A 19,946-nucleotide genomic window follows, 5' to 3' on the forward strand; every position below is an offset into this window, starting at 1 on the left:
CCAAGCACTGAGGCCCTAGCCGGCGACGTCAGCGTCGGCTACGCAGCGGGATGCTCCCAAAGCGAACCCGTGGCGGGGTCAGGAACGCCTCGGCCATGAGCGCCGCGACGCCGATGCGCGGCAGGTCGCGCGACGCGGGAAAGACCAGGAACCGCGGCTCCCACGCCGGCCGGAACTTGGCGTTGAACCGGTACAGCGAGTCGATCTGGAACCAGCGGGACAGGAAGACGAGGACACCGCGCCAGGCCCGCGACACCGGTCCCGCGCCCAGGCGCTCTCTCCGGTCCAGCGCCGCCCGGAACACCGCGAAGTTGAGGGACACCCTGGTCACCCCGAGTTCCGGCGCGGCCTCCAGGGCCTTCACGATCAGGAACTCGTTCAGGCCGGGATCGGCCCGGCGGTCGCGGCGCATGAGGTCGAGCGACAGCCCGTCGCGCCCCCATGGGACGAAGTGCAGGACGGCCCGGATCTCCCCCGTCGTCTCCCCGCTCCCGGACCCGGCGGCGGGGGACGACGCCTGCTCCGGGCCGTGGGCCGTGACCACCACGCATCCGGCGTCGGCGGGATCGCCGAACCGGCCCAGCGCCATCGAGAAGCCGCGCTCGGCCGTGGTGCCACGCCAGGAGACCGCCGCGGCATGGATGCGGTCCCGCTCGGCCTCGGTCAGGTCGCCGACCCGCCGCACATGGCAGGTGTAGCCGAGCCGCTCCACCCGGCGGACCATCTGCCGCACGTTGCGCATCGCCCGGCCCTCCAGGGCGAATCCGGCCACCTCGACCACCGCCTCGTCGCCGAGTTCCAGCGCGTCGAGGCCGCCCTCCCTGGTCCACGCCTCGCCCCCGCTCTCGCCGCAGCCGATCACGGCCGGGATCCAGGCGTGCCGCCCGGCCTCCTCCAGGAAGCGGCGGATGGCCCCCGGCCAGGCCTCGGCGTCGCCGAGCGGGTCGCCGCTGGCGAGCATCACCCCGGCCACGACGCGGTACGTCACCGCCGCCTTGCCGCTGGGCGAGAAGATCACGCTCTTGTCCCTGCGGAGCGCGAAGTAGCCGAGCGAGTCCTGCCCGCCCCACTGGTCGAGCATGGCTCTGAGACGCCGCTCGTCGCCGGGGGTGAGCGCCGCTGCCGGGCGCTCCGGCCGCAGCGCGAGGTGGATGGTCGTGACGGCGGTGAGGGCGCCGAGGCCGGCGAGCGAGGACGACACCAGGGCGGCGGCGTGCGCCGAGGCGTAGCCGACGGGACCTTCCACGCCCGCGAGACCAAGGACGACCTGCCGCAACCGCTCCCCCGGACCGAGCCGGCCCGCGACGTCACGGGCGTGCGCGGCGACCAGCACCCATCCGATCACGAGGTCGAACGCGCCGAGCACGACCAGGTTCCCCAGGGCGCGCCAGCGGGAGCGCGGGTCGGGCAGGGCGTAGAACTCCGCCCTGCTCAGCAGCAGCACCCCGAACAGCAGGAGCGAGACCGACGCGGCGAGGGGGTGCCGCCAGCGCAGCGCCTCCAGGACGGCGCCCAGGGGCAGCAGCACCACCACCGCCCGCCAGGCCCGCGTCTTCCGCCGCCTGAGGGCGTGGGCCAGCATGATCAGCAGGATTCCGACCAGGAGAGAGGCCGTCTCGGCCAGCGTGGTGACGCTGCCCGGCAGGATGCCCGCGATCTCGCTGATCCTGCTCGTACGGAACCGCGGGGCGACGCCGTTGACGATGTCCAGCGCCCCGATCAGCAGCGCGGCCCGGCCCGCCGCCGCGGGCACCCAGGGACGCGCGATCCTCGCCCGTACGGAGTGCGTCCGAACACTCACGATATGTGAGGATAAGTGATGTCATCGCGCTCGCAGCGGCGTGATTCCGATCCTTGCCCGGGTGCTTACCCCGCCCGGACCGCGCCTCAGTGCCGCTCGGCGGCCTCGACGACGTTGGCCAGCAGCATGGCCCGGGTCATCGGCCCCACCCCGCCGGGGTTGGGGGCGACGAAACCCGCGACCTCGCGTACGTCGGGGGCCACGTCACCGGCGATCTTCCCGTCGACCCGGGACACGCCCACGTCGAGCACGGCCGCACCTGGCTTGACCATATCCGCGGTGACGAGGTGGGGCACCCCGGCCGCGGCGACGACGATGTCCGCCCGGCGCACGTGGGACGCCAGGTCCTGGGTGCCGGTGTGGCAGAGCGTCACGGTGGCGTTCTCCGCGCGCCGGGTGAGCAGCAGGCCGAGCGGCCGGCCCACGGTGATGCCCCGGCCGACGACGACGACCTCGGCGCCCTTGATCGGCACGCCGTACCGCTGGAGCAGCACCACGATGCCGCGCGGGGTGCACGGCAGCGGGGCGTCGACCATGTGGACGAGCCTGCCCAGGTTGACCGGGTGGAGGCCGTCCGCGTCCTTGGCCGGGTCCATCCGCTCGATGAGCGCCTGGGTGTCCAGGTGCCGCGGCAGCGGAAGCTGGACGATATAGCCCGTGCAGGCCGGGTCGGCGTTCAGCTCGTCGACCGCGGCCTCCACGTCGGCCTGGGTGGCGGTGTCCGGAAGATCCTTCCGGATGGAGGTGATGCCGACCTCCGCGCAGTCGCGGTGCTTGCCCGCGACGTAGATCTGGCTGCCCGGGTCGTCACCGACCAGGATGGTGCCCAGACCGGGGGTGATGCCCCGGTTCGCCAGGGCCTTCACCCGCTCCGCCAGCTCGCCCTTGATCGTGGCGGCGGTCGCCTTGCCGTCCAGAAGCCGCGCGGTCATCGCACTCCCCAGTCCTTCTCAGGTGGTCTTACTGAGCCCCCTCGCGGCGCTCGATGATCCGGCGGGTGAGAGGGATGAACTCCACGCCCTTCCACCCGAGGTACGCGGCCAGGGCCGCGATGGGAAGCAGCGCGAGGGGGCTGTTCCACACGCCGTTCATCAGGGTGAAAGAGGTCGTGAGCATATCAACGGGCATGAAGGGACTCCGGGGGAGGACGAGTGGGGCGTTTCAGGCTAACCGCACCACAAGGGTGATCGTGCCGTTTCCGCCCTATCTGTCCGTCGAGTGCCCTTCGGTCGCGTCACTCCCCCGGCTGCCCATGCTTCTGTCAGTGGAAGAAGTGGCGGGTCCCGGTGAAGTAGAGCGTGATGCCCGCCTCCTTGGCGGCCTCGACGACCTGGTCGTCGCGGATCGATCCGCCCGGCTCCACGATCGCCTTCACTCCCGCCTCGGTCAGCACCTGCAGGCCGTCGGGGAAGGGGAAGTACGCGTCGGACGCCCCGACCGATCCGGCCGCGCGCTCACCGGCACGCGAGACCGCCAGCCGGGCCGAGTCGACCCGGTTGACCTGGCCCATCCCGACGCCGACGGTCGCCCCGCCGGACGCGAGGAGGATCGCGTTGGACTTCACCGAACGGCAGGCCCGCCAGGCGAAGGCGAGGTCGGCCAGCACCTCGGGCGAGGCCGGCTCGCCGGCCCTGAGCTCCCAGCCGGACGGGTCGTCACCGGGGGCGTCCACCCGGTCGACCGTCTGCACGAGGAGGCCGCCGTCGACGCGGCGGAACTCCGCGGCGTTCGCCGGTCCCGACGGGCAGGCGAGCAGCCGGATGTTCTTCTTCTCCCGCAGGACCTCCAGCGCGTCCGCCGCGAACGACGGCGCCACCACGACCTCCGTGAAGATCGGCGCGATCTGCTCGGCCAGCGCGCGGGTCACCTCGCGGTTCACCGCGATCACCCCGCCGTACGCCGAGACCGGGTCGCACTCGTGCGCCTTGCGGTGCGCCTCGGCCACGTCGGCGCCCACGGCGATGCCGCAGGGGTTGGCGTGCTTGATGATGGCGACGCACGGCTCGGCGAAGTCCCAGGCGGCCCGCCAGGCGGCGTCGGCGTCCACGTAGTTGTTGTAGGACATCTCCTTGCCGTGGAGCTGCTCGGCGTTGGCCAGGCCGTCCGTGCCGCCGGTGTAGAGCGCCGCTCCCTGGTGCGGGTTCTCGCCGTACCGCAGGGCCGCCTTGCGCTTCCACGCCGCGCCCATGAACGACGGCCACTCGCCCTCGGGGGCGTACACGTTGCCGAACCACGACGCCACCGCGACGTCGTACGCGGCGGTGTGCGCGTAGGCCGTGGCGGCGAGCCTCCTGCGCTCGGTCAGCGTGAAGCCGCCCTCGGCGGCCGCGGCGAGCACGTCGCCGTACGCCCTGGGGTCGACGACCACGGCCACCGTGCCGTGGTTCTTGGCGGCGGCCCGGATCATCGCGGGACCGCCGATGTCGATCTGCTCGACGCACTCGGCGTCCGAGGCGCCGGAGGCGACCGTGGCGGCGAACGGATAGAGGTTCACCACCGCGAGCTGGAACTGCTCGATCTCCAGCTCCTCCAGCTGCTTCACGTGCGAGGGGTTGCCGCCGTCGGCGAGCAGCCCGGCGTGCACCCGGGGGTGGAGGGTCTTGACCCGGCCGTCCAGGCACTCGGGGAAGCCGGTGAGCGACTCCACCCTCGTGACGGGCACGCCGTAGGAGGCGATCGCGGCGGCGGTGCCGCCGGTCGACACGATCTCCACGCCCGCGGCCTCGAGCCCCCGCGCCAGGTCTTCCAGACCCGTCTTGTCGTAAACGGTGATGAGCGCACGGCGGATGGCGATGCGGGTCACTTCGTGGTCCTTCCTGATGTCGTGCCCAGGCGTACGGTGCGCCCGGTCGTGGTCCAGCCCTCGCGGGCCATCCGGCCGACCATCTCGACCAGAAGCCCGCGCTCGACGGTCTTGATCCGCTCGTGCAGCGACTTCTCGTCGTCGCCCTCCAGCACCGGCACCGCCTCCTGGGCGATCACCGGGCCGGTGTCCACGCCCGCGTCGACGAGATGCACGGTGCAGCCGGTCACGCGGACGCCGTACGCGAGCGCGTCGCGCACCGCGTGCGCGCCGGGGAAGGCCGGCAGCAGCGCCGGATGGGTGTTGACGACCGGGAACGCGGCCAGCACGCGAGGGCCGAGAATCTTCATGAACCCGGCGGAGACCACGAGGTCGGGCCGGTGCCCGGCGATGCGCTCCGCCAGTCTCTCGTCCCATTTGTCCCGGTCGAGGTGGTCGCCTACCCTCTCGACGAACGTGGGGACGCCCGCGCGCTCGGCCCGCGCCAGGCCCTCGATGTCGTCGCGGTCGGCTCCGACGGCGACCACCGTCGCGCCGTACGCGTCGTCGGAGGCGGCGTCGAGCAGCGCTTGCAGGTTGGTCCCCGATCCCGAGACGAGGACCAAAAGCCGGAAGGACAGGGCGGAACTCCTTCGTGAGCTGGCTTCGTTTTGCAGGTGATTACCGGGAGATGGTTCCTTAGAGATGGTCGCGCGTGGAGGGCAGGCCCTCGACGCAGCTAAAGCGTATCGGGCGCCGGCCATCCGGATTCACGACGGGCTATGCGAACGCGAGGCGAGGAGACCGTGACAACATCCCTTGAGACTTCGGCCCCCACGACAGGAGGGCGCAGGGCGCTGGCCCTGGCCGTCACGGCGCTGGTCTTCACCCTGCTGCTGCCGCCCGCGGGGCTGGCGCTGTCGGTTTTCGCGTTCGTCGTGGCCGTCCGCGATCTTCGCCTGCTGAACCGCGCACGGCAGGGCATCGGCATGGCGACGGGAGCCGTGGTGCTGTCGACGCTCGCGTTCGTCCTGGGCGCCGTCACGACGGCCTTCCAGCTCTACTTCTCGGCGGAGCTCAACGCCTACACCGAGTGCCGCAAGGGCGCGGGCACGGTGGCCGCCCAGCAGCAGTGCTCCGACCAGCTCATGCGGGCCTTCGAGGACAAGCTCGGCATGGCCTGGCCCGCCTCGGTGCCCGCTCCCGCCTGACGCCCCCGCGTGACCGGCACTCCTCCGGTTTGCCCTTGACGTACGGGTCAGGGTTTACCGTCGCGGCGGCGTGCGGGCGGGTCCGCACGGCCGCTCACGTCGTCGCGCGAGGAGAGACGCATGCCCGAGACACCGCCCGGCACCGTACGGGAGATCCGGCTCGCCGAGGTTCCGGCCGGTCTGCCCGGCCCCGAGCACCTGGCCGTCGTGGAGGTGCCGCCGCCCGTGCCGGGGGCCGGTGAGGTCCTGGTGCGCAACCGCTGGTTCCAGGTCTTTCCGGCGTTGCGCACGCTGATGGCCGGGGGCGTGCCGGGCGCGCCCTTCCCGCCCCTGCGGCCCGGCGACACGTTGTTCGGCCCGGCCGTCGGCGAGGTCGTCACGGCCGGGGAGGGTGTGCGCCTGCGGCCGGGCGACCTGGTCTCGCACTTCCAGGGCTGGCGCGAGTATGCCGTGGTCCCCGCGTCCGAGCCGCTGGACGGCTCCCTGCCCGACCCCGCCGCGTACCTCGCCCCGGGGGCCACGGCGTACGCGGCCCTGACGCGGATCGCGGGCCTGCGCCCGGGAGAGACGGTTTTCGTCAGCGGGGGCGCCGGAGGCGTCGGGTCGCTCGCGGGCCAGATCGCCCGCCTGCTGGGCGCGGCGCGCGTGATCGGCAGCACCGGTTCGGCCGCGAAGGCCGAGCGCATGACCGCCGAGCTCGGCTACGACGCGGTCGTGCTCCGCGACGGCGGCCCGATCGGCGCGCGACTGGCCGAGGCCGCGCCCGAGGGCGTCGACGTGGTCGTCGACAACGTCGGCGGCGAACAGCTCCGCGCGGCGGCCGACGCGGCACGGCCCGGCGCCCGCATCGTCCTGGTCGGCACGCTGGCCACCCAGCTGTCGGCGGCGTCCACCGGCGCGACCGCACCGGTGGAGCTGGACACCTTCCAGCTCATCCTGCGGAACATCACCCTCCGGGGCCTGACCGGCGTCGATGCGGCGACCACCGCGGAGTGGACGGAGCGCTTCGGCGCCTGGCTCCGCTCGGGATCCATCTCCTTCCCGCACACACGGATCTCGGGCATCGACCGCGCGCCGCTGGCCCTGCGCGAGCTCTTCGACGGCCGGCACGTCGGCACGGTCGTCGTGGAGCCATGACAACACGCCGGTGATCATGCGACCGTAGAGGTGCGATCGCGACTAACCGGGCGACACGGCGTGACGGCGGAGGCGGGATGGGCATGCGGATCGGCGACGCCGCGGCGGCGACGGGGACCACTCCGCGCGCCCTGCGCTTCTACGAGCAGCGCGGGCTGCTCCTCCCGCCGCGCACCGCGTCGGGTCAGCGGGAGTACGGCCCGCGTGAGATCGCCCGCGTCCGTCTGGTGCGCCAGTTGCTCGCCCTCGGCCTGACCGTCGAGGACGTCGCCGGCTGCGCCGACCGCCTCGACCTGCTGGAGGGCGACACCCTCCCGCCCTACGGCTCCCCCGGCTGCACGGGCGGCACGGGGGTCGTCCAGCGCCGCATCGCCGCCCTGAACGACGAGATCGGCCGCCTCACCCGCCTGCGGGACCGCCTCGCCGCGACCGTCCCCGAACCCGGGCGATCGGTGGGCCGGTGAGCCTCAGTCGCGGTCCCAGGCGTAGGGGTCGACGTAGATGACGTGACCCCCGCGGTCGTCGGTCTCGTCGACGATGTCCGTACGCGGCTTCGGGGCGGCGGCCGCGGGGGGTTTGCGCGGCGGCTGCGACCGGCTCCGCCGGGCGGTCATGTCGTCGAACGTCTCCGCCGTCGCCGCGGCGTGCTCGTCGGTCCAGTCGTCCCTGATCACCGGGATCGGCTGGGTCTCCGCCTCGGTGGCGTCCAGCCAGTGCCCCGGCAGATGGGCGCCCCGGGCGGGCCGCACCTTCCCGGCCGCCTTGGCGATGACGGCTCCGGCCTTCCTGACCGGCTCCGGCGGGGTCGCCGGCCGCCGGGAGATCAGCCACCAGTTGGCGATGCCGGCCGAGATCCCGGCGGCCACGCCGACCTCCAGCGCGACCGACAGCGCCACCTCCCAGGGGGAGGGCCCCACGGCGGCCAGCCCGGCCCCGCCGAGCGGGCCGCCCGACAGCGCCGCGAGCGTCCCCGCCGCGAGCCCGCTGGTGATCCCGCAGACGAAGCCCCACAGCGGCGCGGCCTCGATCGAGGGGGTCGGCGCCACGCGAGCCGTCACCACGCCCGCGACCGCCCCCGCGGCGAACGGCACCGCGATCACCGACATGACCCACGGGGGCGCGGTGCCGGACGGCGGCAGCGCGCCGAGCAGCGGCAGCATGGGGACCGCGCTCAGCTTGACCCCGGTGGGCGCGACCAGCGTTCCCGCGCCCACCGCGAAGCCGGGTCCCGCGATGTACGCCATTCCCCAGATCACGGCGTTGAAGAAGTAGAGCACCTCCAGGAGCAGGAGCAGCAGGCCGCCGACCAGGCCGGGGCTGAGGATCTCCGACATCTGCTGGATCCGGGTGAAGTTGACCGCCACGGTCACGAGGACGAGCACCGCCCCGGCCGTGAGGAGCAGCGCGGTCGCGACGGCCGTACCGGCGACGAGTGAGCGCGGCCGCTCGGGCAACAGGCGCAGCATCGACCGCCACGGCCCGATCGTGCGGGCGGTGGCCACCGACCCCGTGACGAAGGCCAGCAGCAGGTGGCTGACGAGCGCCTCGCCCGGGAACGGCTGCATGATCTCGTTGCGTGACACCAGGGCGATCACCCCGGCGAGCAGCGCGTACGGCGCGGCCAGCGAGATGCCGGCCTGGGCGATGAGCGCGAGCTGGGCGCGGCGGCGGGCGTTCTCGACGTCGCGGGGGGTGCCCTTCGGCAGCCGGGCCGGCATCCTCACCCGCAGGTCGGCGTCGCGGGCCATCCACAGGCCCGCCCGGTAGAGCAGCGCGCCGGGCAGGATCATGAGCCCGATGGGCAGCAGACCCACCCGGCCGCCGGGGATCGCGAACCCGGCGTGGTGGGCGGCCAGCCAGAGCTGGCAGGCGGTGCGGAAAACGCCGGGCAGACCCTCGCCGAAGGGCCCCCGGGGGGCGGCCATCCAGCCGATGAGCGTGAGCGTGGTGAGCACGGCGAGGCCGACGCCGAGCGTCCAGAACGCGGCCAGCATGCCGGAGACGGGAAGCGGACGGCGGCTCTCCTCGTCGTCGCCGGGGCCCACGCGGCCGAGGACGGCGCGGGGACCGGTCCTGAATTGATCGAGAAGTCCCGTCACGCTACCTCATAATCCCAGCGCGGCCCCCGCATGCCACGTCGCCACGCCGTTCATCCCTGCCCGAAATGGGATGATCTTGCAGTCGCCGCCCGCGGCCCTGATACGCATCGTGACCTCACGCCGCCCAGGGAGCGTGAGGTCACGAACGGCGAAACCGCCGGGAGAGCGGCCGGACCGCCGGAGACCCGCGGGACCACCGGCGGCCTGCTACTCCAGGGTCACGACATGAGCTCGCGCATGAGGCGGGCGGTCTCGCTGGGAGTGCGGCCGACGCGGACGCCGACCTTCTCCAGGGCTTCCTTCTTCGCCTGGGCGGTGCCGGCGGAGCCGGACACGATCGCGCCGGCGTGGCCCATGGTCTTGCCCTCGGGCGCGGTGAACCCGGCGACGTAGGCGACGACCGGCTTGGTGACGTGCTCGTCGATGTAGGCCGCGGCCCGCTCCTCGGCGTCGCCGCCGATCTCGCCGATCATCACGATCGCGTCGGTCTCCGGGTCGTCCTGGAACGCCTGGAGCGCGTCGATGTGCGTCGTGCCGATCACCGGGTCGCCGCCGATGCCGACGCAGGTGGAGAAGCCGATGTCGCGCAGCTCGTACATGAGCTGGTAGGTCAGCGTGCCCGACTTCGACACCAGGCCGACGCGGCCCTTGGTGGTGATGTCGGCCGGGATGATCCCGGCGTTGGACGCGCCGGGCGAGGCGATGCCGGGGCAGTTCGGCCCGATGATGCGGGTCTTGTTGCCCTTGGAGACGGCGTACGCCCAGAACTCGGTGGTGTCGTGGACCGGCACGCCCTCGGTGATGACCACGCAGAGCGGGATCTCGGCGTCGATGGCCTCGCGGACGGCCGCCTTGGTGTGCGCCGGGGGCACGAAGACGACGGAGACGTCGGCGCCCGTCTGCTCCATGGCCTCCTTGACGGTGCCAAAGACCGGCAGTCCCTCGTGCGTGACGCCGGCCTTGCGGGCGTTGACGCCGCCCACGACGTTCACGCCGGCGGCGAGCATGCGGCGGGTGTGCTTGGTGCCCTCACCGCCGGTCATGCCCTGAACGATGATCTTGCTGTTCTCGGTGAGCCAGATAGCCATTACGCACCTACCGCGGCGAGCTCGGCGGCGCGCTTGGCCGCTTCGTCCATCGTGTCGACCAGCTCGACGCGCGGGAGCGCGGCGTCGGCCAGGATCTGCCGCCCGAGAGCGGCGTTGTTGCCGTCCAGACGGACGACCAGCGGGTGGGTCACTTCCTCGCCACGGCTCTCCAGCAGCTTGAAGGCCGAGACGATGCCGTTGGCGACCGCGTCGCAGGCGGTGATGCCGCCGAAGACGTTCACGAAGACCGACTTCACCGACGGGTCGGACAGGATGATCTCCAGTCCGTTCGCCATGACCTCGGCCGAGGCCCCGCCGCCGATGTCGAGGAAGTTGGCCGGCTTGGGCCGCCCGGGGAACTCCTCGCCCGCGTACGCCACGACGTCCAGCGTGGACATGACCAGGCCGGCGCCGTTGCCGATGATGCCGACGTCGCCGTCCAGCTTCACGTAGTTGAGGTGCTTCTCCTTGGCCCGGGCCTCCAGCGGGTCCTCCGCGGCCTTGTCGACGTACGTCACGTGCTCCGCCTGGCGGAAGTCCGCGTTGTCGTCGAGAGTGACCTTGCCGTCGAGCGCCTTCACCTGGCCGTCGGCCGACAGGATCATGGGGTTGACCTCGACGAGGGAGGCGTCCTCGTCCACGAAGACGGCCCAGAGCTTCTCGATCAGCTCGGCGGCGCCGTCCAGCGCCTGCTGCGGGAGGCCGCCGGCCACCGCGATCTCGCGGGCCCTGGCGCGGTCGATGCCCGTCAGCGGGCTGACCGGCACCTTCGCCACCTTCTCCGGCGCGGTGTGCGCGACCTCCTCGATGTCCATGCCGCCGGAGGCGGAGCAGATCGCGAGGAACGTACGGTTGGCACGGTCGAGGAGGAAGGAGAAGTAGTACTCCTCCGCGATCTGGCTGGCCTCCTCGATCAGGACCTTGTGGACCGTGTGGCCCTTGATGTCCATGCCGAGGATCCGCGTCGCCTTGTCGTACGCGTCGGCGGCGTCGTCGGCCACCTTCACGCCGCCGGCCTTGCCGCGCCCGCCGGTCTTGACCTGGGCCTTGACGACAACGCGTCCGGTGAGCTGCTCGGCAGCCGCGCGCGCCTCATCCGCGGTGTGCGCCACGATTCCGCGCGGCACCGCGATGCCGTACTCCGCGAAGAGCTCCTTCGCCTGATGTTCGAACAGGTCCACGAGGGTCCGTCCCTTTTGATGTCCGAGGCCGGGCGCCGTCGTCCCGCCCGGCTATTCCGCGCAAGAAGCCTAGTCCCCGCGCGAGCATGGCCTTGTCATCGGGTCACCCGGAGCCTTGCCTTCAACCCTCGATTACGGCAAGGTTGGGCAAAATGCCTAAACGGTGGCGGGAACCGCAGAACGGACCCAGTCCACGATCTCCTGCGTCGTGGAGCCCGGCGTGAATATCCGTGCCACCCCCATCCGCTCCAGTTCGGGGATGTCGGCCTCGGGGATGATGCCGCCGCCGAACACGACGATGTCCTCCGCGTCCTCCTCGCGCAACACCTCGAAGAGCCGGGCGAACAGCGTCATGTGGGCGCCCGACAGGATGGACAGCCCGATGGCCGCCGCGTCCTCCTGGATCGCCGTGCGGACGATCTGCTCCGGTGTCTGGTGCAGCCCGGTGTAGACGACCTCCATGCCCGCGTCCCGCAGCGCCCGCGCCACGACCTTGACGCCGCGGTCGTGCCCGTCGAGCCCCGGCTTGGCGACGACGACCCGAATCCTGCCTGCCATGAAGACCTCCCAGATGGTGCCGCTGCCCGAAGCGTAACCGCCGGGACGGCGAACCCTCCCCGTGCCCACTCGCCGCGCCCGCTGGGGAGTGACTCAACCGTCCACCCCCGCGGCGCGCAGTAGCGCGCGGGCCGTCGACGAGCCGCCGTTCTCCCGGGGTCATGGTCCGTACGGCCCCTCCGCCGGCCTCTCCTCCATGCGTTCCTTTCACATGCGAACTATTCGCGCGAATTGATAATCAACCCGCATAACGCCCTTCATCTGCTATTTCACAGGAAATCTAGATTTCCGTGACTTTTCCGTGATCATGAACGGCAAGGATTCCCGGGGCGCTCTTGATGATCAAGGGCACTTACGGGAGGAACCCCACGTGAAGCGAGCAGTAATGGCGCTGGCGTGCGCCGCGACGGCCGCGCTCGTCGCGCCCGCCGTCGCCGCCCCCGCCCAGGCACAGACCACCGCGGGAAGCCAGGCGCGGCCCGCGAACCCGCTGGCGGCGCTCAAGAAGCAGTTCGTTCCCGGCCGCGGCGTACGCGTCGTCTCGTCCGCCAAGATGAGCTTCGGCGGCTTCGTCAACATCAAGTCCGGCTCGAAGGGCGTCTTCGGATTCGGCCGGTCCGGAGTCTCGTCCTCCGACCTCACCACCAAAATCAACTACGGTGGCGGACTGGGCGACGACGACGAGCTCAAGGGCATCAACGACCCGATGCGGACCATCACCGTCGGCCGGACGTCGTACGTCTCCGGAGGCGTCTACGCCGACCTGCTCCCCGACGGCAAGTCGTGGCTGCGCCTGCCCGGGCAGGACCCGGACGCGGCGCTGACCGGCATCGGCGGCTACGTCAACCCGCTCGACCCGCGCGCCCTTCAGGCCGTCCTCGCGACCACCAAGGCCAAGGGCGCGGGCGGTGTCGTCAACGGCGCGCGGACCACGCTCTACCGCGGCACGATCACGGTGAAGCAGCTCGCCGCGGCGGTGCCGTCGCTGCGCAAGCAGCTGCCCTCCAGTGCGTCGAAGGGCGTGATCAGCTGGAGGCTGTGGATCGGCGGCGACCAGCTCGTCCGCAAGGTGGTCAGCTCGATGACGACGACCGTGAAGAGCAAGAAGATAAGCATCACCATCGAGTCGAGCAGCACGACCACCTACAGCGGCTGGGGCGGGAAGGTCACGGTGAAGGCGCCGCCGAAGAGCCAGGTCGCCACGACCTCGGACATCGACGGCAGCGTGCCGGACCTGCCGCAGGTCATCGACCTGGGCGACTGATCCGCACACGGATGTCGGCGGCGGCCGGGCTCCCCACCCGGCCGCCGCTCAGCGCCTCAGGCGCCGCCGCACAGAGCCACCCGGCCCGCCGCTGAGGGCCTCCCGCGCCGCCGCTCAGAGCTTCTCGATGGGCGCGTAGGCGAGCAGCAGGGTCTTCTCGCCGTCCCCACCGAAGTCGATCTTCACTCGGGTCTTCTCGGCGACGCCGTCCACGCTGACGACCGTGCCCAGCCCGAAGCTGTCGTGGGTGACGCGGTCGCCGGGCGACAGGCTCGGCACCTGGCGGCCGCCCGCCTTCGGCGCCGGCGCCGTACGCGCGGAGGGGCGGGAGGTCGCGGCCGACCAGGCGGTCTTGCCGGGGTCGCCGCGCCACTCGACCAGGTCGCCCGGCACCTCCGACAGGAAGCGCGAGGCCGGGTTGAACGACGGCGCCCCCCACGACGACCGCACCGCCGAGCGGGACAGGTAGAGCCGCTGCATGGCGCGGGTGATGCCGACGTACGCCAGCCTGCGCTCCTCCTCCAGTTCCTTCGGGTCGCTCAGCGAGCGCATGTGGGGGAAGACGCCGTCCTCCATGCCCGTGAGGAACACCACCGGGAACTCCAGGCCCTTGGCGGTGTGCAGGGTCATCAGCGTGACCACCCCGCCGTGCTCGCCGGTCTCGGGAGCGCGGTCGCCCGGGGGGACGACCCCCGCGTTCCCGCCCGGGATCTGGTCGGCGTCGGCGACCAGCGAGACCTGCTCCAGGAAGTCGACGAGCGTGCCCTCCGGGTTGGCCTCCTCGAACTCGGCGGCCACCGAGATCAGCTCGTTGAGGTTCTCCAGGCGGCTCTCGTCCTGCGGGTCGCCCGAGGTCTCCAGCTCCGTGCGGTAGCCGGTGACGCGGAGCACCTCCTCCGCGAGGTCGGACAGCGGAAGCTCCTTGGCCCGGAGTTCCTCCAGCATCGCGACGAAGTCCCTGATCGCGTTGAGCGACCGGGTGGCCAGTCCCGGAGCCTCACCGGCCCGGCGCAGCCCGTCCCAGAAGCCGATGCGCTCCCGGTTCGCGAAGGCCTCGACCATCGCCTCGGCCCGGTCGCCGATGCCGCGCTTGGGCACGTTGAGGACCCGCCGCAGCGACACCGTGTCGTTCGGGTTGGCCAGGACCCGCAGGTAGGCGAGCAGGTCCTTGACCTCCTTGCGCTCGTAGAAGCGCACCCCGCCCACGACCTTGTACGGCAGGCCGGTGCGGATGAAGATCTCCTCGAAGACGCGGGACGCGGCGTTCGTACGGTAGAAGATCGCCACGTCGCCCGGGGTGACGTCGTGGTCGTCGCAGAGGCGGTCGATCTCCTGCGCGACGAACATGGCCTCGTCGTGCTCGTTGTCGGCCGCGTAGCCGATGATCTTCGATCCCGCGCCCTGGTCGGACCACAGGTTCTTCGGCTTGCGGCCCTCGTTGCGTGAGATGACCGAGTTGGCGGCGTTCAGGATCGTCTGCGTGGAGCGGTAGTTCTGCTCCAGCAGGATCGTCCGGGCGTCCGGGTAGTCGCGCTCGAACTCCAGGATGTTGCGGATCGTCGCGCCGCGGAAAGCGTAGATCGACTGGTCGGCGTCGCCGACCACGACCAGCTCGGCGGGCTCGACGCCCTCGCGCACCACGTCGCCGTCGGCGGTGCGCACCTCGGGCCGCCCGACCAGCTCGCGGATCAGCGTGTACTGCGCGTGGTTGGTGTCCTGGTACTCGTCGACCATCACGTGCCGGAACCTGCGCCGGTAGTGCTCGGCCACCTCGGGGAAGAGCTGGAACAACGTGACCGTCAGCATGATCAGGTCGTCGAAGTCCATCGCGCCGGCCTCGGTGAGCCGCCGCTGGTAGGTGCGGTAGGCCTCGGCGAGCGTGCGCTCCAGGTGGGTCGACGCCCGGTCGGCCGCCGTCTCGTAGTCGATCAGCTCGTTCTTGAAGTTGCTGACCTGGGCCGAGAACGACCGCGGCGGGTAGCGCTTGGGATCGAGGTCGAGCTCGCGGCAGACCATCGCCATCAGCCGCTGGGAGTCGGCCTGGTCGTAGATCGAGAAGCTGGAGGTGAAGCCCAGCCGCTTGGCCTCGCGCCGCAGGATCCGCACGCAGGCGCTGTGGAACGTCATCACCCACATCGCCCTGGACCTCGGGCCGATCAGCTTGTCGACCCGCTCCTTCATCTCGCGGGCGGCCTTGTTGGTGAAGGTGATCGCGAGGATCTCCCCCGGCTGGACGCCGCGTTCCGCCAGCAGGTAGGCGATGCGGTGGGTCAGCACCCGGGTCTTCCCGGAGCCCGCCCCCGCGACGATCAGCAGGGGGCTGCCCTGGTGGGTCACGGCGTCCCGCTGCTGCGGGTTGAGGCCGTCGAGCAAGGGATGGGTGGCGGCTCCGATGGACACGTCCCTAGGGTATGACCGCCCACCGACATCCGGAGCCCACTCACCCGGCAAGTCCCGTTTAAGGTAATTGCCGGACCATGAGGAGGTTGCCCGTGCTGGACGAGGCGGATATCCGCAAAGTGCTGGTCGTCGTCGCGCACCCCGACGACATCGACTTCGGCGGGGCGGGAACGGTCGCCAGGCTGACCGAGGCGGGGGCCGAAGTGGTGTACTGCCTGGTCACCGATGGCGACGCGGGCGGGTTCGACCGTCTCGTGGACAACGGCGGAATGGCTGCGCTGCGCCGGGCCGAGCAGACGGCGGCGGCCAAGTGCGTGGGCGTCGGCGACCTGCGCTTCCTGGGATACCAAGATGGCATGGTCGAGCAGACGCTCGGCCTGCGCCGCGACATCACGCGGGTGATCCGCCAGGTGCGGCCGGACCTGGTCATCACCTCGTCCCCCGACCGCAACTACGAGCGGCTCGGGCCGAGCCACCCCGACCACCGGGCCGTCGGCGGCGCCACCCTCGACGCCGTCTATCCCGACGCCCGCAACCCGTACGCCTTCCCCGAACTGCTCACCGACGAGGGCCTGGAGGCCTGGACTGTGCGCGAGGTCTGGCTGAGCGGCGGGACGGCCACGAACCACTACGTCGACGTGACCTCCACCGTGGACCGGAAGATCGCCGCCCTCCGCGCCCACGAGAGCCAGACCTCGCACATCCCCGACCTCGACAGCATGATCAAGGGCTGGCTCTCCGCCAACGCGGCCGCCGCGGGCCTCCCCGAGGGCTCGTACGCCGAAGCGTTCCAGCGGGTCGCCACCGCCTGAGCAAAGCGTCACAAGCGGGTCGTCACACGCGGGTCGTCGCAGGCGGGTCGGCACAAGCGGAGGGCGGCGGATCTCCACCCGGGGGTGGAGATCCGGCCGGTCTCCACCTCGGCCTCTCCCTTCTTCTCCCCCCGCTTCTCCACCCCGGCGCCGATCCGGTCCGGGCCCGCTCTCCGTACGGTCTGACGCATGGAAAAAGCGCAGATCATCGTCGTCGCCCTCGCCGCCATCGCCTTCGTGATCTACCGGCAGACGACGCCGCGACCGGCCGCCAGGCGGGCCGGCCTGATCATCTCCGTGGCGTTGATCCTGGGTGGTCTCGCCTCCGACGGCGCGGCGCTGGTGGACCCGCTCCACCCGGTGCTCGCCGTCACCCTGCTCGTCTCGGGCCTGCTCGTGGCGGCGGGACTCGGCGCGCTGCGCGCGACGACCACCCGGGTGTGGCGCGACCCGCACGGCGTCGCCTGGTCCCAGGGCACGGGCCTGACACTGCTCGCCTGGGCGGGCTCCATCGCCGCCCGGATCGCGATGACGGCCCTGACCGCCCTGCTCGGCGTCGCCACGTCGCAGGGCTCCATCCTCGTGTTCGTCGGGGTGACCCTCGGCGTCCAGTTCCTGATCGTCGCCAGGCGCGCGAACGCCCTCCCCGGCGCCGCCGTCCCGGACGCGTACGCCGCCCGCTAACGTCGGGACGTGCCCATTCGTGACCGTCCGCGCCGCTCCGGCCGTGACCGGCGAAGCCCGGAGGGCTCCCTGCCTCCCACCCCCGCACGAGCCCCCGCCCCCGCACAGGGCCCGGACCGCTCCGCCTCCGCCCGCAGGAACGCCGTCGCAGGCGTGTGCCTCCGGGCGGCGGTGATCGCGATGCTGGTCGCCGGGGAGGCGACCTCCCCGCCGGGCTTCGGCCTGACGGGCGAGCGCCTCGGCGTCACCCTGCTGACGATCGCGGCCTCCGTCGCCCTGGCCCTGACGATCGTCTCCCGGCTGCCGGTCGCCCTCCCCCGGCGGTGGGACAAGGCGGTCGTCGAGGCCGTTTTCATCGGCCTCGTCATCGTGCTGAGCATCGTCCTCGACGCCGTGTCCCACGCGGGCCCCGCGGTCGGCGTGCTCATGTTCGGCGTCGGGGCGGCGGCCGCGCGGCACCCGCTCAGGCGCTCGCTGCCGCTCCTGCTGCTGGCTCTGGCGAGCCTGGCGGCGGTCTTCTCGGGCATGCTGCCGGTCACGGAGCTGACAGGGGCCGCCGCCGGCGGGACCGACCGCGGCCTCAGCCTGTGCGTCTCGGTCTGCGTGGTCTTCACCGTCGCGTACGCGATCAGGGAGCGCAGGGCCGCCACGGCCGCTCAGGCGGGTGAGGCCGTGCTGGCCGAACGCGCCCGGATCGCCCGGGAGATCCACGACATCCTCGCCCACTCCCTGTCGGCGCAGATCGTGCACCTGGAGGGCGCCCGGCTGCTGCTGCGGGCCGACCGGTCGCAGGAGGCGCTCGACCGGGTCGAACGCGCCCGCGAACTCGCCAAGAACGGCCTCGAGGAGGCCCGCAGGGCCGTGGCGGCGCTGCGGGACGACATGCCGCCGCTGCCCGCCGCGCTGGCGGCGCTGGCCGAGGACTTCCGCTCCTCCACGGGCAGGGAGTGCGGGCTCGACGTCCGCGGCCCCGAACGGCGCCTGCCGCCCGAGATCGAGCTCGCGATGATCCGTACCGCCCAGGAGGCGGTCACGAACGTGCGGCGGCACGCGCCCGGCTCCCCCGCCGCCGTACGGCTGAGCTTCCGCGACGGCGAGTGCGAGCTGGAGGTCGTCAACCCCCCGAGTGCCGAGCCCGGGACGCCTGGAGGAGGATACGGACTCGTGGGCATGCGCGAACGGGCCGAGCTTCTCGGCGGCACGCTGGAGGCCGGCTCCACCGGGGACGGCTTCCTGGTGCGGTTGCGGGTGCCGGCGTGACCGCCCGCGTTCTCGTGGTCGACGACCAGGCCGTGGTACGCGACGGGCTCGTCCTGCTGCTGGGCCTGCTGCCGGAGATCGAGGTGGTGGGATCGGCCTCCGACGGCGAGACCGCGCTCCGCATGGTCGCCGGTCACCGGCCGGACGTCGTGCTCATGGACCTGCGCATGCCCCGGATGAACGGGGTGGAGGCCACCCGCAGGATCCGCGCCGAGTTCCCCGGCACCCAGGTGGTGGTGCTCACGACGTACACCGACGACGAGTCGGTCTTCGCCGCGCTGCGGGCCGGGGCACGCGGCTTCCTCACCAAGAGCGCGGACGCCGAGGAGATCGCCCGCGCCGTGGCCGCGGTCATGAACGGCGACGCCCGGCTCGACCCCGGCGTGCAGAGCCGCCTGCTGAGCACCGTCACCGGTGACGTCGCGGGTGACATCGCGGGTGGTGCCACAGGTCACGCCACCACCCCGCCGCCCGCGCCGTCGCGAAGGCGGTCCCGCGAAGTGTCCGAACCGGCGCCGCCCGGGGACCCGGCTCCCGGCCCGCCGCCGGACGGGCTGACCCGGCGCGAGGCCGAGGTCCTGCGGCTCGTCGCACGCGGCCTGTCGAACGCCGAGATCGCCGCCACGCTCTTCGTCAGCGAGGCCACGGTCAAGACGCACATCAACAACCTCTTCGCCAAGGCAGGTCTCCGCGACCGCGCCCAGGCGGTCGCGTACGCCTACCGGACCGGCCTCGCCCGTCCCGGCGACGCCTGATCCCGGCCGGCCGGGCCGACTCGGCGGTCGTCCAGACGGCGTGCCACCCGGGCGGCGGCGTAGCCGAGGGAGTTCGTCGCCACGTGCAGCAGCGCGGGGGCGAGCAGGCCGGCGCGGTGGCGCAGCCCGTGGAACACCAGCCCCGCCAGCGCGGTGGACGCCACCGTCCCCGCCACCAGCCGTCCCGCCTCCACACCGCCCCGGCGACCGGCGCCCAGGGCGGGGTCCTCCCCCGCCGCCAGGCGTCCCGCCTCGGAACCGCCCGGGCGCGCGTCACCCAGGGCGGGGTCCTCTCCTGCCGCCAGGCGTCCGAGGGCGGGGTTGGCCCGGGCCATGTCGAGCGCGGGCAGCACGTGCCACAGCCCGAACAGCGCGGCCGACGCGGCGACCGCCGTACGCGTGGGCAGGACCCGGCCGAGCAGGGCCGGAAGCACGCCGCGGAAACCGACCTCCTCCAGCAGCACGGTCCCGAGAGGCACCTGGACCAGGGCCTCCTCCAGCACCCGGCGGCGCGACAGCGCCAGCGCCCGCTGGTCGAGGAACAGCGGCCGGGTGCGGGGCAACGCCACCCCGGCGGCGTACCCGGCGGCGACGGCGGCGGCGAGCGCACCGCCGGTCGCGGCACCCGCGCGGGCGCCCCGGAAGCCCAGCTCATGCCAGCTCAGCCCCTCCCGCCGGGCGATCAGCAGGAGCGCGCCGGTCGCGGCGGCCGACGTCAGCGGGGCCCAGCGCCGGACGACGCGGTTGTTGAGCAGGTTCGCCACGGCGAGCACGCCGAGACCCGTCGCGATCGTCCGCCTCACGCCGTCCCTCTCACGTCGCCCATCTCACGCCGTTCGCTCCGCCTTCGCACGTGCCCCGCCGCCTCGTCGCGCCACATCGAGAACTACCACGTCATCGCCCGCCGCATCGCG

19 protein-coding genes are annotated in these 19,946 nt (G+C 72.5%); 8 read left to right on the forward strand and 11 right to left on the reverse strand.

The annotated features are described in order from the left end of the window. Positions 1-28: 28 nt before the first annotated feature. From Mam01_RS04365 to purN, 5 genes are all read right to left on the reverse strand, one after another. Positions 29-1,801: a phosphatidylglycerol lysyltransferase domain-containing protein gene (locus Mam01_RS04365; protein ID WP_204284197.1), complete on the reverse strand. Its 1,773-nt coding sequence runs from the start codon at positions 1,799-1,801 to the stop codon at positions 29-31. 86 nt (positions 1,802-1,887) lie between these two features. Continuing rightward, positions 1,888-2,733, reverse strand: coding sequence for a bifunctional methylenetetrahydrofolate dehydrogenase/methenyltetrahydrofolate cyclohydrolase (locus Mam01_RS04370; RefSeq protein WP_204284198.1), 846 nt, complete (start codon positions 2,731-2,733; stop codon positions 1,888-1,890). Between the two features lie 28 nt (positions 2,734-2,761). After that, the gene (locus Mam01_RS04375) at positions 2,762-2,917 is read right to left on the reverse strand and encodes a hypothetical protein (RefSeq protein WP_191909940.1); all 156 of its coding nucleotides are present in this window, start codon (positions 2,915-2,917) and stop codon (positions 2,762-2,764) included. A gap of 145 nt (positions 2,918-3,062) precedes the next feature. Beyond that, positions 3,063-4,604, reverse strand: a complete 1,542-nt coding sequence (gene purH / locus Mam01_RS04380) for a bifunctional phosphoribosylaminoimidazolecarboxamide formyltransferase/IMP cyclohydrolase (protein ID WP_150930678.1) — start codon at positions 4,602-4,604, stop codon at positions 3,063-3,065. Continuing rightward, on the reverse strand, positions 4,601-5,224 hold the full coding sequence (purN, locus tag Mam01_RS04385; protein WP_239101040.1) for a phosphoribosylglycinamide formyltransferase: 624 nt from the start codon (positions 5,222-5,224) through the stop codon (positions 4,601-4,603). The genes purH and purN overlap by 4 nt, the downstream gene beginning before the upstream one ends. 165 nt (positions 5,225-5,389) lie before the next feature. On the opposite strand from purN, the gene Mam01_RS04390 reads away from it, so the two are divergent. From Mam01_RS04390 to Mam01_RS04400, 3 genes are all read left to right on the forward strand, one after another. After that, positions 5,390-5,794 (forward strand): hypothetical protein, encoded by a 405-nt coding sequence (locus Mam01_RS04390; RefSeq protein ID WP_150930683.1) that lies wholly within the window; start codon positions 5,390-5,392, stop codon positions 5,792-5,794. 120 nt (positions 5,795-5,914) lie between these two features. Beyond that, entirely contained in the window at positions 5,915-6,931 is a 1,017-nt protein-coding gene (locus Mam01_RS04395) for a zinc-binding dehydrogenase (RefSeq protein WP_204284200.1), read from the forward strand. 77 nt (positions 6,932-7,008) lie between these two features. Continuing rightward, complete coding sequence (locus Mam01_RS04400) at positions 7,009-7,395, forward strand: MerR family transcriptional regulator (RefSeq protein ID WP_239101037.1); 387 nt, start codon at positions 7,009-7,011, stop codon at positions 7,393-7,395. A 3-nt stretch (positions 7,396-7,398) separates the two neighbouring features. On the opposite strand, the gene Mam01_RS04405 is transcribed toward Mam01_RS04400, so the two are convergent. The 4 genes from Mam01_RS04405 to icmB all read right to left on the reverse strand — a co-directional run bounded on the left by Mam01_RS04405 (position 7,399) and on the right by icmB (position 11,857). Next, complete coding sequence (locus Mam01_RS04405) at positions 7,399-9,030, reverse strand: cell division protein PerM (RefSeq protein WP_204284201.1); 1,632 nt, start codon at positions 9,028-9,030, stop codon at positions 7,399-7,401. A gap of 218 nt (positions 9,031-9,248) precedes the next feature. Further along, positions 9,249-10,118 carry a succinate--CoA ligase subunit alpha gene (sucD, locus tag Mam01_RS04410; protein WP_111698408.1) on the reverse strand — a complete coding sequence of 290 codons (870 nt, stop codon included), beginning with the start codon at positions 10,116-10,118 and terminating at the stop codon, positions 9,249-9,251. Then, a complete protein-coding gene (sucC, locus tag Mam01_RS04415) occupies positions 10,118-11,299 on the reverse strand; it encodes an ADP-forming succinate--CoA ligase subunit beta (protein ID WP_150930689.1) in 1,182 nt (393 codons plus the stop codon). Before sucC ends, sucD begins: the two co-directional genes overlap by 1 nt. Positions 11,300-11,455: 156 nt before the next feature. After that, complete coding sequence (gene icmB / locus Mam01_RS04420) at positions 11,456-11,857, reverse strand: coenzyme B12-dependent isobutyryl CoA mutase small subunit (RefSeq protein ID WP_111698412.1); 402 nt, start codon at positions 11,855-11,857, stop codon at positions 11,456-11,458. 370 nt (positions 11,858-12,227) lie between these two features. Here icmB and Mam01_RS04425 point away from each other — a divergent pair, with 370 nt between their 5' ends. Then, positions 12,228-13,121: an SCO4651 family lipoprotein gene (locus tag Mam01_RS04425; protein ID WP_204284202.1), complete on the forward strand. Its 894-nt coding sequence runs from the start codon at positions 12,228-12,230 to the stop codon at positions 13,119-13,121. A 114-nt stretch (positions 13,122-13,235) separates the two neighbouring features. Here the strand turns inward: Mam01_RS04425 and pcrA are convergent, their stop codons facing one another. Next, the gene (pcrA, locus tag Mam01_RS04430) at positions 13,236-15,521 is read right to left on the reverse strand and encodes a DNA helicase PcrA (protein ID WP_444980295.1); all 2,286 of its coding nucleotides are present in this window, start codon (positions 15,519-15,521) and stop codon (positions 13,236-13,238) included. A gap of 77 nt (positions 15,522-15,598) precedes the next feature. On the opposite strand from pcrA, the gene Mam01_RS04435 reads away from it, so the two are divergent. From Mam01_RS04435 to Mam01_RS04450, 4 genes are all read left to right on the forward strand, one after another. Next, positions 15,599-16,333, forward strand: a complete 735-nt coding sequence (locus Mam01_RS04435; protein WP_204284203.1) for a PIG-L deacetylase family protein — start codon at positions 15,599-15,601, stop codon at positions 16,331-16,333. Between the two features lie 189 nt (positions 16,334-16,522). Further along, the gene (locus Mam01_RS04440) at positions 16,523-17,017 is read left to right on the forward strand and encodes a hypothetical protein (protein ID WP_204284204.1); all 495 of its coding nucleotides are present in this window, start codon (positions 16,523-16,525) and stop codon (positions 17,015-17,017) included. A gap of 9 nt (positions 17,018-17,026) precedes the next feature. Next, on the forward strand, positions 17,027-18,277 hold the full coding sequence (locus tag Mam01_RS04445) for a sensor histidine kinase (RefSeq protein ID WP_204284205.1): 1,251 nt from the start codon (positions 17,027-17,029) through the stop codon (positions 18,275-18,277). After that, a complete protein-coding gene (locus tag Mam01_RS04450; protein ID WP_204284206.1) occupies positions 18,274-19,032 on the forward strand; it encodes a response regulator transcription factor in 759 nt (252 codons plus the stop codon). The genes Mam01_RS04445 and Mam01_RS04450 overlap by 4 nt, the downstream gene beginning before the upstream one ends. On the opposite strand, the gene Mam01_RS04455 is transcribed toward Mam01_RS04450, so the two are convergent. After that, complete coding sequence (locus Mam01_RS04455) at positions 18,996-19,835, reverse strand: CPBP family intramembrane glutamic endopeptidase (protein WP_239101038.1); 840 nt, start codon at positions 19,833-19,835, stop codon at positions 18,996-18,998. The genes Mam01_RS04450 and Mam01_RS04455 overlap by 37 nt on opposite strands. Between the last annotated feature and the right edge of the window lie 111 nt (positions 19,836-19,946).

The sequence above is a fragment of the Microbispora amethystogenes genome (assembly GCF_016863015.1).
GTDB classification, from domain to species: domain Bacteria; phylum Actinomycetota; class Actinomycetes; order Streptosporangiales; family Streptosporangiaceae; genus Microbispora; species Microbispora amethystogenes.